This window comes from Paenibacillus sp. J22R98, assembly GCF_059383835.1.
Map to the genome: position 1 here is coordinate 327928 of NZ_JBXENW010000005.1, position 12683 is coordinate 340610.

The window sequence follows — 12683 nt, forward strand, 5'->3', positions numbered from 1 at the left end:
ATGGCTTGCTGCTCTTTGTTGAATGGAGGTGGGAGAAATCATGCGGGCAGCTGCTATCGTTCTCGACCTTGACGGCACACTTTTGAATTCGAATAAAGAAGTAAGCCCTCGTAACCTGCGGGCTGTGAAGCAGTGCCGCGAGCGTAATATCCCTGTCATTATTGCTACCGCAAGACCACCTCGCGCGATCATTCAGCTGCTGCCTGCGGAATTATTAGATCTGGGGATAATGATTTATTACAATGGAGCTCTGGTCGTTAGTGAGAGTCTAGAGGTTCATGAACATTTTCCACTTGATCCATTGCTTCTCAGTGAACTCATCACGTATTTCGAGTCGTTCCGATCGCCATGGGGAACGCCATTCGCGAGCTTCACGAGCTAGCTTACCGAGTAACGGATACCAACGATAATGATGGCGTCGCACTCGTATTGGAACAGCTTCTGTTAGAAGCAGAAGCAGCCCAGTAGCCGTTTATTACTAGCCTCTCTGCAATTCTCTTATCTGTTTCCATGATACGAGATGAATGCCTTCTCTCGTCAAGAGACGTCCGACATCCTCGTCCAATAGCAATCGATATTCGATCTCCCTTTCACGAGCACAGGTTGTGAACGTTTCAAGCTCAGGTGTGCGTATGGAAGGGTGAACCGTCCATTGTGTGACTCCCGGTTTTATATTCGTAATCAGCTTCATGAGTTGATCTTTGGCTTGCTCGTATCCCGTCGATTCATCCATGCAGTATGGCAAAGAGATCATATCATGGATTAGCACGATGCCCCGTTGCCTAGCAGCATCTATACTCGTCTGAAACATCATCCTCAGCTCCGAAGGGATGAATGACTGCTCCACGATGCGTGTCGGCAAGTTGAATGGCAGCTCGTACTTCTCGCATAAATCAAATACAATTTCAAGAAAATCCCGCCCTCCTGCCAATCCCAATACCGCTCCCCCATGACTGTCCAGATGGGTAGGATCGATGCCAAATGATAGAGCTAGCAGAATCTGCGCTTCTAGCTCGCAGCGGACTTCTTCCGGGTCGGCATGCTGCTCGATATACGAATAGTCGCGATGCAAGTAACCGTCCGCTGTCACTAAACTGGACAAGCTCCCGGTTTGGTACACAGGTCGATATGGATGGGTTTGCTCGCTGGATAAAGTTAGATGAATGCCGATATGACTAGTGGTATCCTGTGAGCATAGCTGAACAGCCTCTCTTGCGGATGGACATGGCATCATGATGGAAGCCGAAGTTATGGAGCGGCTTGCGAACAGGTTCGAGACAGCCTCATTCGTTCCCTTCGTGATACCCAGATCATCCGCATTAATGATTAACAATCGATCCTCGGCTGCAAAACCTAACCTGTGAAGCACTTCAGCCAGCCCCTTAGTGCAACAATTTGATAAAGTCTTGTAAGGCGTGAGATATCCATTTCTTCGGGTGAAGAATAAGCTGCAGGTCCAGCCTAATATCCGAATGCGAGAAAGGCAGAACCGCCAGCTCTCCGCGTACAATCTCTTCTTGTACCGCCATGCGGGGAAGCAGGGCAATGCCGGAACCGGACTTTAAGCAGCGCTTGATCGCTTCCGGATTGCCGAGCTCCAGTCCCACACGGTAGGAAATACCTTGCTCCTGCAAAACCCGTTCCAGCATCATTCTGTAATTGCAGCTTGGCTCGGACATCAGCCATTCCGCGTCTTGAAGATGCTCGAGGTTAATGGCTTCAACCGTTGTAAACGGATGCTCAGCGCCGGTTACCAGAACTAGCGGCTCTTCGCGTATAGCTGTCCAAGCTAACGGGGTATGCGCTGGTTTGTTTTCCAGCAATAATCCGAGATCATACTCCCCTTCGCGCACCTTCTCCACAATGGCAGCTTCGCGATCCGGCTGAATTCGGATTGTAAGTGACGGATATTGCTGCCTCATATGCTGAATAAAAGGCGGGAGATAATACGATGCAAGGGAATCAATCGTGCCGATCGTCAAGGTTCCTCCGCCTTGAACGGCCAGCATCCCCTTCGACTGTTCAAACAAATTCAGCATCTGAACGGAAATCTTGAGCAGTTCTTCTCCTGCCAGTGTCAGACGCAATCCTCGGCCAAACCGTTCGAACAGCTTTACCCCGTACATCTGCTCCAGCTTCTGGATTTGCATCGTAACGCTCGACTGCGCATAACCCAGCTCTCCCGCCGCTTTGGTGTAGCTCTGATGGAATGCAACCTCGCGAAAAGTCTGAAAATAAGTAAGATCCATGTTGTCACCGCTTCAATATTATTGATAACACTCATCACTTATTATAGATAACTATGATGCGAAAGAACATGGTAAAGTGATAGCAATGAGATCTGAGGAGGATGCTGTCATGCTGAATGAACGTGATTTAACCGGAACCTTTGTGCCTACTCTTACACCATTCTTACCTACGGAAGAGCTGGATTTGGACTCCTACCAGCGTTATCTGGCGAATCTACTGCAACATAACATACAAGGCATCGTCATTAACGGAACCACCGGCGAAGCCCCGACCGTTACATGGGATGAAGTTGCTGAAATCTTCACAGCGACCAGACAGACGATGATAAGGTGCAACCGCGAGCTGCCGATCATTGTCGGTACGGGAACGAACAGTACTCGCTCCACCGTACAGCGGACCGAACTAGCCGCTGAGCTTGGCGCAGATGCCGTCCTCATCGTAACGCCGTATTACAGCCGTCCTTCGCAGGAAGGCGTTATCGAGCACTTTCGTAGAACGGCCGAAGTCGGAATTCCCATTATTGCCTACGAAGTCCCGACTCGTACCGGGCTGCAGCTAACATCGGAAACCGTAAGAACCATCCTCGATTTACAAGGCGTGATTGGATTAAAGGACAGCACCAGCAGCACGCAGCTCCTTACCCAGCTTGTACAATCCGGTACGAAACCGATCCTCTGCGGCAATGATCAAACGTACTTGGAAATGTTAGCTAGCGGAGCATCCGGCGGAATATTAGCTTCAGCGAATGTTCGCACCGAGCAGTTTGTGCAATTATTCCAGCACGCTTCCCAAGGAGACATGACTGAAGCGCACAACCTGTTCCATACGCTCTCCCCATTGATTCATGCCCTGTTTCAAGAATCCAATCCCGCTCCATTGAAATGGGTACTAGCTGAGCAAGGTCTTCTATCATCACCTTCGCTGCGTCTGCCCATGAGTCCGATTAGCTCTGGTTTAGCTCAACAATTGAACCGTTTACTGCTTCGGAGCTAGGGCACACAGCCTTAGCTCTTCTCCTTATACGTCAAAGCCCGAATGGCAAAACGCGGCAAAATCAGCTGTCTGCGCCATCTGGACGGTTGATTGAGCAATCGGTACAACCATTCCACATTCCACTTCTGCCAGATCGCCGGCGCCCGCTTCACGGTTCCGGCGATAATATCCAAGCTGCCGCCGACGCCAATGGCAATCCTCGCATTAAGCTTCTTCTTATAACGGTGAATCAGCCGCTCCGATCTAGGCGCTCCTAACGCAACAACCAAGATATCCGGACTAAGCTTCTCAATCTCCGCAATAATGCGTTCCTCTTCCTGTTCGGCATAGAAACCATGCTGTCTGCCTATCACGACAGCTCCAGGATATTTCCGTTCAATCTCTTCCGCTGCTAAGTGATTCGTCTCAACACTTGCGCCAAGCAAGTAATACGTTCTGGTATTTAGACCGCTTGACTGCAGCAGCTGCAAGAGCAGATCGCAGCCGGTTACGCGCTCAGGAAGCGGATTTCTCTTCAGCTGAGAAACCATTACGATGCCAATGCCATCAGCTGTGAGCAGCCCCGCTTCATCGACAATATTGCGCAGCTGCGCATCATGCTGGCAGGCCATCGTGATTTCGGGATTAAGCGTAACGACATGGAATAATTCAGATCGGCGCTCGTCTATCACTTGATTCATTATAGCTATCGTTTCTTTCATCCTTAGCTTAGGAACCGGAATACCCATAATGCTCGAATAGGTCGTCAATTGTGCAGCCACCTTTTGCCGAAAGTTAGAATTCGCTTACATATCCAATATTACCCTTTAGCGGCAGCCTGAAAAAGAGTAAAATGGAAATGGGTAACGATTATTTGCACGACTACGACTCGATCGCACAAGGAGATGGCTGCTTAGATGAAACGATATGCCTTCGTGACAGGCGCTGATCGCGGACTTGGCTTTGCGCTTGCGAAAGGACTTCTTCAAGAACAGTATCACGTTATTGCAGGTCACTATATGGATCAAAGTTCGCAGCTCGAACAGCTGGCTTCTGAAAGTCCGAAAGCACTCAGCCTAGTGAAACTGGACGTGGCGAGTGATTCGAGCGTTGCCGAGGCAGCAGCACAAATCGCCGCCATCACAGACACCCTGTATCTGGTGCTCAATAATGCGGGGATATTAGGCGATATTCATTCGACCATTATGGATCCGCTTCCATTCGCCGACATGCAGCAGGTGTACAATGTAAACACGCTCGGACCGCTGCGCGTTACTAATGCGCTTGCTCCTCTTGTGCTTCGCAGCGAAGCGAAGCTGTTCGTCACGATCTCCTCGGAAGCAGGCAGCATTGCCGATTGTGAGCGTACAAGCTGGTTTGGCTATTGCATGTCGAAGACCGCCCTGAATATGCAAGGAGCACTTATTCATAACGAAGTGAAGAAGAAAGGCGGGCAAGTCCTCCTGCTCCATCCCGGCTGGGTTCAATCGTATATGAGTGGTACGTTGAATACCGAAGCGACCCTCACCGCTGATCAATCTGCAGCTCATATCATCGAACGCATCCGTGAGCTCAAGCCTAATGAACCGTCCGATAAGCCGCTGTACAGAGACTACTTAGGGAATGCAATGCCTTGGTGAGAACTAGAAAGCGAGGGATAATGCGATGACTGCACAGAAGCATGTGCTCGTGCTTGGTGACAATACACGGGCGCCTTACCATCCACTGATCAACATCCAAGAGGAGCTCACCGCCATTCTTGGCGAGGAGCAGTATGAGATCAGTTACACCGATAATTACAACTCGCTCGATGCCGATATCCTGCATGCATGCGATCTGTTTATTTCATACACAGACTGCTGGAGCTTTCCAATTGAATTGGAGCAAGCCGCTGCATTAATGCAATTTGTACAACAAGGCGGCAGTCTGTTGGTCATTCATAACGGGATTTCGCTTCAATCCAGAGAAGAATGCGTCGAGCTCCTTGGTGCACGTTTCACTGGGCATCCCGACTATCAAAGCCTGGATTTTCATTTCACTAACGAGGAGCATCCGATTACGCTTGGCGTATCCCCCTTCTCCTTAGAGGAAGAACCGTATCGGTTCGATTTCCATCCGGCCAGCAGCGTCAACGTGTTGATGGAATATGCGATGGAGGGCCAACGTTATCCAGCCGCATGGACTGCTCTGCGTGGTAAAGGCCGACTGGTTTACCTAATGCCCGGGCATCATAAGCCGTCTTTCCTGCATCCGGCTTGCCGGCAATTGATCCGCAATAGCGCAGATTGGCTGACTAAACCGCTCTAAGTGACATCTAACCCACTGACGAGCCGGAGGGGTACACACTCGCATATCGATCATCTTCACGATCGATCATGCGAAGAGCGTTCCCCTCCGGCTCCCTTCATTACCGCAATCCCCTACAACTCACCGCTTCGCCTTACCCCGAAATAAGCCATCAACGAACCGAATCCAACGCTAACTAAAGCCAGAATCGACATGGTCTGCAGGCTTTGATACAGGGCATCGTTATTCAGAACGACCATCCCCGAATTCGAGATGATAAACGAGCTGACAATCAGCGCCGGCATTGTCTTCCGAAGCATCCCGAAGAACAGCGGAACGAGAGACAAACCCGCAGCCGTAACGGCGATAATGACGATCCGAGCCGCTTCCTCCCAGAGTCGATCTCTCGTTAAAGGCTCCGTAATATAGTGATAATGAGAATTGGCAACCAACAGCGCGCCGGATACGACGAGATGCCCAGTGATAACTGTCAGAAACGTCCAGACACCGATAATCATCAATTTAGCCGTGAAGATCATGTGGCGCGGTACCGGATAAACGAACAGAATCGTCACGGTTTTGTTGCGATATTCATCGATGACCATTCTCGACATCAGCACAGACGCGAAGATGACAAACGTAATGCCCACGTAATTCATGATGCTTTGAAAAGCGCGATCATACGTATCCACATCATTATTGGGTACATCGCTGCCTACCACCCAAAGCACCAGCATCAGAACGGTAACCAGTGCAGAGAGCAGCAGTCCACGCCAGCGCGTCTTCTTAAGCTCGAGCTTGATCAGCTTCCATAACATGCCCGCCGCCTCCTTCGATCAATCCGAGGAAGTACTCTTCCAGCGAACGCGACTTCTTGTTCAGCGCTTCAACGCCAATGTCGTGCTGTACCAGCAGTCGATTCAGCTCAACAGGTGATACGCCGGAGTCATAGATGCGAATCGCCCCTTGACCCATCACTTTATAATTGACGATGGACAGCTTGTCTTCCAGAACGAGAACTGCCTGCTTGCTGTCCGTTACCGTTACTTCCACGTATTCATTTTGCCTCTCCCTAACCCGCTCCATCGACACTTCTTCGATCAAACGCCCCTGATTGATCACGCCGATCGTATCCGCCAACTGTTCAATTTCCTGCAAAATATGACTGGAAATCAGCAAGGTCATCCCATATTCCTTGCTCAGCATCCGAAACAGATCACGCAGCTCCCTGATTCCTGACGGGTCCATGCCATTGACCGGTTCGTCGAGAATAAGCAGCTCCGGCTTCGTGCATATCGCTCGCGCGATGCCAAGCCGCTGCTTCATGCCAAGCGAGAAATGGTTGACCGGCTTGCCCCGTTCAACCCCGGATAAACCAACGAGCTCCAGCGCATTTAAGATTGCGGTTTTGTCATAGTAGCCCATATACTCGCAGTGCAGCTCCATATTGGCGTGCGCAGACAGATGCTCATAGAAGATCGGATATTCAATAATACTTCCCATCCGTTTCATCCATTCATACGAGCCTGGTGTCTGCTTCTCGCCGAACAGCTCGATTTCACCGCTTGTCGGCTGCACAAGTCCTGTCACCATCCGCATGACGGTCGTTTTGCCTGCTCCGTTCGGTCCGAGAAAGCCGTAGATTTCACCTTGCCGCACGCTCATGTTGACGCCGGAGATGACTTCTTTCTTCTTATAGGTCTTCGATAGCTGTTTCGTTTGCAAAATAATGCTCAAGTCTGTCTTCCCCCCTCGTTAGAAGCGGAATTTCGTAAATCGAATCGTAAATACCGTCTTCTCATCCGGAATACTCTTCAATGAAATTTCTGCTTCCATCAGCTCCACAAGCCGTTTCGTAATCGTTAAACCAAGCCCGCTCCCTTGATGCGATTGATTCCTGGAATCCGATAACGTATACAGCCGCTCGAATACACTGGCCTGATCCTGCTGCCCGATCCCTTTCCCTCGATCCCACACCTCAATAAGTACATCGTCTCCTTGCTCTACTAGCGAAATGCCAACGACACCGCCGTCATGTCCGTATCGGATGGCATTGGAAATGAGATTAGTTAATACGCGGCCAATCGCGTCTTCATTGCCATAGACATAGATCGGCTGCTCCGGAATATCCGCCTCCACTTGAAGTCCTTGCGCATCAATTTCCTCATAATAGAACAGGATACTGCCGCGACAAGCAGCACTTAGGTTGATTTTGGACAGAGGAACGGGTCGATCACCGGATTCCAGCCTTGCCAGATCGAAGAATTGATTCGTCAGATTGATGATATCGAGCGTCTTCTCATGAACTTTCAAGGAGAGCCTGCGCTGCTCTTCAACATGATCCGAAGCTCCTTGCGCCATTGTTTCCGTCAAGCCAAGAACTACAGTCAGTGGCGTCTTCAAATCATGCGACATGTTGGCGATCATTTTCTTCAGCGCATTCTCCATGCGGATGTAGTCTGCCTTTGTTTTCCGATTGGCGTCAAGAAGGCGGTTAACGGCAATTAACAGCCCTTGAACCTGCCTGCCTTCCGTATGCCGAAGCACCTTCTCCGCAGAATCCTGATCGATAATGGCATTTAGTTTGTGCTGGATATAACGAAGATCACGAGTGACGTCCGTTCGGCGCTTGTACTGAATGAGGACGAATACAAGAAGCACCACGATGAGTCCAACAAGAACGAGATCAAGCATTATGCTGGAACTCCCCCATTTTGTAGCCGATCCCCCAAACCGTCTTAATGTATTTCGGACTCGCAGGCTCATCCTCGATCTTCTCCCGGAGGCGTGAAATATGAACCTGGATCGCATTGACATCGTTAAAATAATCATCATTCCACACCGCACGGTAGATTTGTTCCTTTGAGAACGCGCGTTTCGGATATGTCATCAATAGCTTCAGAATGAGCAACTCTTTGGCTGTTAGATTCACAGGCTGGCCGCGTTTCGTCACCAAATGCTCCTCGGTATGCAGCGTAAGCTCATGTACGCGAAGCACCTGCTGCGGTGCCGTAACGGCTGCTGCTCCAGCATATTGCGATGCCCGTCTCAGCGCCGCTTTGACTCTGGCTGTAAGTTCAATCAGCGAGAACGGCTTGGACAAATAATCGTCCGCCCCAAACCCGAGCCCGAGCGCTTTATCGACGTCGCTGTCTTTGGCAGAGAGGATCAACACCGGAACCGTGCTGCTTCCCCGCACGTGGCGCAGTACTTCCATGCCATCGACGCCCGGCAGCATCAGATCAAGCAGGACGAGCTGATACGTTTCATTAGCCATCAGCCGAATAGCCTCTTCTCCATCTGCCGCATGGCGGATAACAAAGCCCTCTTTCGTCAAATGCTGCCGGACCATATCTGCAATCGCGTAATCATCCTCAATGAGTAATAATTGACTTTGCATGCTGCTACCACCTTGATTATTAGTTGCTACAAGTATACCGTTTTCTGGCAATCCATGAACAGTCCGGCGGAATCGTCAGTTCGCGACATCCCGCTTGGAGAAAACAACCCATGCGAGCACGCCGAATACGGCCATATACCCTGCAAGAATGAACAAAGAGAAGCTCAGCGTCATATCGCTGAGAAACGGTCTGCCTGAGGTATACGAATACAAATCCAGATTGGCAAAGAGCAGATATTTGGTCCAGCCGAATGATTTCAGCATATAAGCCAGCTGTCTTCCGCTAAGCAGGAAGAACAGCGATACACCAATCGCGACGCTGCTTGAGCGAAGAACGGATGAGGTCATGAACGCGAAGGTTGCCATAACCACGAGTTCAATCACGCCGTAGGCCGCTGCTTTCAGCACATTGCGAGCGACCACCTCCGCACCGTCGCCTGCTCCGAAACCGAATAATAAACCGCCGGAGATAAAAGCCGTGATCACCATAACAAGCGCAATCGACAGCCCAAACAGGAGCACCGCCGCGTATTTAGCCAGTAAGATTTGCGAACGATTATACGGTCGAATGAGCAGCAGCTTTATCGTGCCGCCGGAGAATTCCGATGCCACGATCCCTGCAGCAACGATGATCGTAAACAACGTCACAATGTTCATGAGGTTCGGCACGGCAGTAAGCACGAGATCGAGAAACGCCATACCGTCCTGCATTTGAATCTCCTGTTCGCTCGAATAGAAACAAAGCAGTCCTGCAGCAATAACCATCACAGGAACAAGCAGAACCATGATCCATGTACCCATCTTCGCATAGAGCTTATGGAGCTCGTTAACGAGCAAGTTGTTAAATTGTCGCATAGCTGTCGCCCTCCGTAAGCTGTATATATTTCTCCTCTAAAGTTTGAGGCGGTATAGTTGGATCCCCGGCCGATGCTCCTGCTAAATCCTCGAGCGCAAAAGTCGCACGTAATCGACCCTCCATCATGACCCCGAATCGATCACACAGCTGCTCCATCTCCGCCAGTAAATGGGAAGATACCATAACCGCGATGCCATCTTCATGAGCAAGCTTGCGAACCAGTCCCCTCATCTCGCGGATGCCTGCGGGGTCAAGGCCGTTTGTCGGCTCATCGAGAATGAGGATGGATGGCTTATGCAGCAGTGCTTGCGCAATGCCAAGTCGCTGGCGCATGCCAAGCGAATAGGTTTTTACTTTATCTTGGATGCGGGGAGTGAGTCCGACAAGTGCGACAACCTCCTTGATTCGGCTTTGTGTAATCCCCTCGCCCATGCGGGCATACTGCTTCAAATTTTGCATACCTGTGAGATGCTTATAGAACTCTGGGTTCTCTACGATCGCACCAACATGCCTAACCGCATCTTTAAACTGGCTTCGAATACTGCTTCCGCCTATTCGGACATCGCCGTCACTCATCGCGATTAAGCCGACCAACATGCGGATCGTCGTCGTTTTGCCAGCTCCATTGGGGCCGAGCAGCCCGAAAACTTCGCCTCGATGCAGATTAAAGCTGAGATGATGCACAATTGATTTACCGCGTATGTTCTTCGTCAAATTATGGACCTCAACAATAGGGTGGTTCATTACGTTTCCCTCCACTACTCATTCATTGCTCTAAGTGTAATGGAGAAACCATACCTGACCCTTTCCCAAATGTTACGAAAGTCTTTCGAAATGCTCCGCAAATGGCTGTACGCAAACGATCTTATCACTCATACACTATCAACAATATTGATACGGCGATGCCGCAGAATGCCCTGCACACCGACCAATGGGGCGGTTTATGCTGCTTCCGAGTGTTACTGAAGAAGAAGGCAGCCCGCTAAGTGAATTTCCATTTAATCCCTTGTGCCCTTGCAACTGACATAAGAAGAGCATAGTTATAAATGAGCACTATCGAAAGCTGTCTATGGGCTGAATAAAGGAGGAAGCAGCGCGGAGAAATGGTTACGATAAGCCTTTGTATGATCGTGCGTGACGAGGAGCAGGCACTGGAACGATGCCTATTATCGATTCATGATCTCGTAGATGAGATCAATATCATCGACACGGGATCAATTGACCGTACGAAACAAATTGCACGGAAGTTTACGGAGAATATTTATGATTTCGATTGGATCGATGACTTCGCTGCTGCGCGCAACTTCGCTTTTCAGAAAGCAACCAAGGAATTCGTATTGTGGCTGGATGCCGATGACACCATCGAAGAAGAAGATCGGATCCGCTTCAGGCTGCTGAAGCATGCGCTAACGTCTGCCGTTGATCGAGTAACGATGCCCTACAATCTAGGATTCGATAATGCCGGCAAAGTAACATCCAGTTTACGACGCAATCGACTTGTACGAAGAGCATGCAGCTTTCAGTGGATAGGACCTGTTCACGAATATCTGAATGCTTGGGGACCTGTGCTGGATAGCGATGTTTGTGTGACGCATAAGAAGGAGAAAACATACACCGATCGGAATCTGAAAATCTATCAGAAGCGTCAGCAAGCGGGCGAGGAATTCTCCATTCGGGATTTGTATTATTACGCCAATGAGCTTCGTGACCATCGCTTGGATGCAGAGGCCGTCGAATTTTATGACAGAATGTTGAAGTCCGGCCAAGGCTGGATTGAGGACAACATCCAAGCTTGCCTCAAGATGTCGGATTGCTATCAACGATTAGCGAATAAAGAAATGCAGTTCAACTCGCTTACTCGAGCTCTTCTATACGAACGTCCGCGACCCGATGTGTCCTGTGCGATCGGGGCATATTTCTTCGAGGAGAAACAATATGAGACCGCGATTTATTGGTATCGTCAAGCAACTGAAGTACCCCAGCCTGCGACGATGGGCATGGTGAACAATGCAACCTCGACATGGTTTCCGCATCTGCAGCTCTGCTTGTGTTATGACAGACTTGGGCAGTATGAGGCCGCGTATGCTCATAATGAGACTGCGCTAAGTTACAATCCGGCTCACCCGAGTTTATTGTATAACCGCGATTATTTTGCAGATGTTCGCAAGCTCGGTGGGATGTCTTAAACGAAGGGGGTTATGTCAAGTGACAGAGAGACTGGGGCGTATAACGCTTTCTATGGTTGTACGAAACGAAGCAGGACGTTATCTTCGCAGAGCGCTCATGCAGCATCGTGAGTTTATTGATGCAGCCGTCATCATTGATGACTGCAGCGACGATGAGACCGTTGCGATATGCATGGAGATGCTGTCGGGTTTACCGCTCAAAATTGTGAGCAACAAACATTCGGAGTTTAGCAACGAAATCGAGCTTCGCAAACGGCAATGGGATGAAACGGTGGCTACCCGGCCCGAGTGGATATTGAATCTGGATGCCGATGAAATCTTCGAAGCCAATATGCGCGATTATGTGCCTGCCATGGTTAATCAACATGCGATTGATACGTTTGGGTTCCGCTTATACGATATGTGGAGTGAAACGCATTACAGGGAAGACAGCTTCTGGCAGGCTCATCTCTTCTATCGTCCCTTCCTAGTCCGATACCGGCCGGACATCGTTTATAGATGGAAGGAAACGCCCCAGCACTGCGGGCGCTTTCCGCTCAATGTTCTGGAATTTCCTTTTGCCATCCACGAAGCTAGGTTGAAACATTACGGCTGGGCGACTCCGAACGATCGACAACACAAATATGAGCGCTATATGCGGCTTGATCCCGATGCAAGATATGGGTGGAAAGAGCAGTATGATTCCATTCTCGACCCGGCTCCGCTGCTTAAGGAATGGTTGGATTAAGGAGAG

At 49.9% G+C, this 12683-nt stretch carries 16 protein-coding genes; 7 read left to right on the forward strand and 9 right to left on the reverse strand.

Annotation, left to right across the window (positions count from 1 at the left end):
• Positions 1–40 precede the first annotated feature (40 nt).
• Together AC50Y3_RS17005 and AC50Y3_RS17010 are read left to right on the forward strand one after the other, a co-directional pair.
• Positions 41–382: an HAD family hydrolase gene (locus AC50Y3_RS17005; RefSeq protein ID WP_494819916.1), complete on the forward strand. Its 342-nt coding sequence runs from the start codon at positions 41–43 to the stop codon at positions 380–382.
• The gene (locus AC50Y3_RS17010; protein ID WP_494819917.1) at positions 349–468 is read left to right on the forward strand and encodes an HAD hydrolase family protein; all 120 of its coding nucleotides are present in this window, start codon (positions 349–351) and stop codon (positions 466–468) included. The genes AC50Y3_RS17005 and AC50Y3_RS17010 overlap by 34 nt, the downstream gene beginning before the upstream one ends.
• Positions 469–478: 10 nt before the next feature.
• Here AC50Y3_RS17010 and AC50Y3_RS17015 read toward each other — a convergent pair whose 3' ends face one another.
• Positions 479–1369: a polysaccharide deacetylase family protein gene (locus AC50Y3_RS17015; RefSeq protein WP_494819918.1), complete on the reverse strand. Its 891-nt coding sequence runs from the start codon at positions 1367–1369 to the stop codon at positions 479–481.
• A 13-nt stretch (positions 1370–1382) separates the two neighbouring features.
• Complete coding sequence (locus AC50Y3_RS17020) at positions 1383–2249, reverse strand: LysR family transcriptional regulator (protein WP_494819919.1); 867 nt, start codon at positions 2247–2249, stop codon at positions 1383–1385.
• A 109-nt stretch (positions 2250–2358) separates the two neighbouring features.
• Here AC50Y3_RS17020 and dapA point away from each other — a divergent pair, with 109 nt between their 5' ends.
• On the forward strand, positions 2359–3243 hold the full coding sequence (gene dapA / locus AC50Y3_RS17025) for a 4-hydroxy-tetrahydrodipicolinate synthase (RefSeq protein WP_494819920.1): 885 nt from the start codon (positions 2359–2361) through the stop codon (positions 3241–3243).
• Positions 3244–3254: 11 nt separating this feature from the next.
• On the opposite strand, the gene AC50Y3_RS17030 is transcribed toward dapA, so the two are convergent.
• Complete coding sequence (locus AC50Y3_RS17030; RefSeq protein ID WP_494819921.1) at positions 3255–3992, reverse strand: WecB/TagA/CpsF family glycosyltransferase; 738 nt, start codon at positions 3990–3992, stop codon at positions 3255–3257.
• 147 nt (positions 3993–4139) lie between these two features.
• On the opposite strand from AC50Y3_RS17030, the gene AC50Y3_RS17035 reads away from it, so the two are divergent.
• On the forward strand, positions 4140–4862 hold the full coding sequence (locus tag AC50Y3_RS17035; protein ID WP_494819922.1) for an SDR family oxidoreductase: 723 nt from the start codon (positions 4140–4142) through the stop codon (positions 4860–4862).
• A gap of 25 nt (positions 4863–4887) precedes the next feature.
• On the forward strand, positions 4888–5529 hold the full coding sequence (locus AC50Y3_RS17040; protein WP_494819923.1) for a ThuA domain-containing protein: 642 nt from the start codon (positions 4888–4890) through the stop codon (positions 5527–5529).
• A gap of 113 nt (positions 5530–5642) precedes the next feature.
• Here the strand turns inward: AC50Y3_RS17040 and AC50Y3_RS17045 are convergent, their stop codons facing one another.
• From AC50Y3_RS17045 to AC50Y3_RS17070, 6 genes are all read right to left on the reverse strand, one after another.
• Positions 5643–6326 (reverse strand): ABC transporter permease, encoded by a 684-nt coding sequence (locus AC50Y3_RS17045; RefSeq protein WP_494819924.1) that lies wholly within the window; start codon positions 6324–6326, stop codon positions 5643–5645.
• Positions 6295–7245, reverse strand: coding sequence for an ABC transporter ATP-binding protein (locus AC50Y3_RS17050; protein WP_494819925.1), 951 nt, complete (start codon positions 7243–7245; stop codon positions 6295–6297). Before AC50Y3_RS17050 ends, AC50Y3_RS17045 begins: the two co-directional genes overlap by 32 nt.
• An 18-nt stretch (positions 7246–7263) precedes the next feature.
• Positions 7264–8202 carry a sensor histidine kinase gene (locus AC50Y3_RS17055; RefSeq protein ID WP_494819926.1) on the reverse strand — a complete coding sequence of 313 codons (939 nt, stop codon included), beginning with the start codon at positions 8200–8202 and terminating at the stop codon, positions 7264–7266.
• Positions 8195–8908 carry a response regulator transcription factor gene (locus AC50Y3_RS17060; protein ID WP_494819927.1) on the reverse strand — a complete coding sequence of 238 codons (714 nt, stop codon included), beginning with the start codon at positions 8906–8908 and terminating at the stop codon, positions 8195–8197. The genes AC50Y3_RS17055 and AC50Y3_RS17060 overlap by 8 nt, the downstream gene beginning before the upstream one ends.
• 75 nt (positions 8909–8983) lie before the next feature.
• Positions 8984–9763, reverse strand: a complete 780-nt coding sequence (locus AC50Y3_RS17065; protein WP_494819928.1) for a DUF2705 family protein — start codon at positions 9761–9763, stop codon at positions 8984–8986.
• Entirely contained in the window at positions 9750–10508 is a 759-nt protein-coding gene (locus AC50Y3_RS17070) for an ABC transporter ATP-binding protein (protein ID WP_494819929.1), read from the reverse strand. Before AC50Y3_RS17070 ends, AC50Y3_RS17065 begins: the two co-directional genes overlap by 14 nt.
• Positions 10509–10867: 359 nt before the next feature.
• On the opposite strand from AC50Y3_RS17070, the gene AC50Y3_RS17075 reads away from it, so the two are divergent.
• Together AC50Y3_RS17075 and AC50Y3_RS17080 are read left to right on the forward strand one after the other, a co-directional pair.
• On the forward strand, positions 10868–11950 hold the full coding sequence (locus AC50Y3_RS17075) for a tetratricopeptide repeat-containing glycosyltransferase family 2 protein (protein WP_494819930.1): 1083 nt from the start codon (positions 10868–10870) through the stop codon (positions 11948–11950).
• A gap of 19 nt (positions 11951–11969) precedes the next feature.
• Positions 11970–12677 carry a glycosyltransferase family protein gene (locus AC50Y3_RS17080; RefSeq protein ID WP_494819931.1) on the forward strand — a complete coding sequence of 236 codons (708 nt, stop codon included), beginning with the start codon at positions 11970–11972 and terminating at the stop codon, positions 12675–12677.
• Positions 12678–12683 lie beyond the last annotated feature (6 nt).

What these genes read in the sequence shown, in the direction of transcription:
- AC50Y3_RS17005 (WP_494819916.1), top strand. Translation starts at nt 41, where the DNA reads ATGCGGGCAGCTGCTATCGTTCTCGACCTTGACGGCACACTTTTGAAT.
- AC50Y3_RS17020 (WP_494819919.1), bottom strand. Translation starts at nt 2,249, where the DNA reads ATGGATCTTACTTATTTTCAGACTTTTCGCGAGGTTGCATTCCATCAG.
- AC50Y3_RS17045 (WP_494819924.1), bottom strand. Translation starts at nt 6,326, where the DNA reads ATGTTATGGAAGCTGATCAAGCTCGAGCTTAAGAAGACGCGCTGGCGT.
- dapA (WP_494819920.1), top strand. Translation starts at nt 2,359, where the DNA reads ATGCTGAATGAACGTGATTTAACCGGAACCTTTGTGCCTACTCTTACA.
- AC50Y3_RS17065 (WP_494819928.1), bottom strand. Translation starts at nt 9,763, where the DNA reads ATGCGACAATTTAACAACTTGCTCGTTAACGAGCTCCATAAGCTCTAT.
- AC50Y3_RS17010 (WP_494819917.1), top strand. Translation starts at nt 349, where the DNA reads ATGGGGAACGCCATTCGCGAGCTTCACGAGCTAGCTTACCGAGTAACG.
- AC50Y3_RS17035 (WP_494819922.1), top strand. Translation starts at nt 4,140, where the DNA reads ATGAAACGATATGCCTTCGTGACAGGCGCTGATCGCGGACTTGGCTTT.
- AC50Y3_RS17075 (WP_494819930.1), top strand. Translation starts at nt 10,868, where the DNA reads ATGGTTACGATAAGCCTTTGTATGATCGTGCGTGACGAGGAGCAGGCA.
- AC50Y3_RS17055 (WP_494819926.1), bottom strand. Translation starts at nt 8,202, where the DNA reads ATGCTTGATCTCGTTCTTGTTGGACTCATCGTGGTGCTTCTTGTATTC.
- AC50Y3_RS17070 (WP_494819929.1), bottom strand. Translation starts at nt 10,508, where the DNA reads ATGAACCACCCTATTGTTGAGGTCCATAATTTGACGAAGAACATACGC.
- AC50Y3_RS17040 (WP_494819923.1), top strand. Translation starts at nt 4,888, where the DNA reads ATGACTGCACAGAAGCATGTGCTCGTGCTTGGTGACAATACACGGGCG.
- AC50Y3_RS17060 (WP_494819927.1), bottom strand. Translation starts at nt 8,908, where the DNA reads ATGCAAAGTCAATTATTACTCATTGAGGATGATTACGCGATTGCAGAT.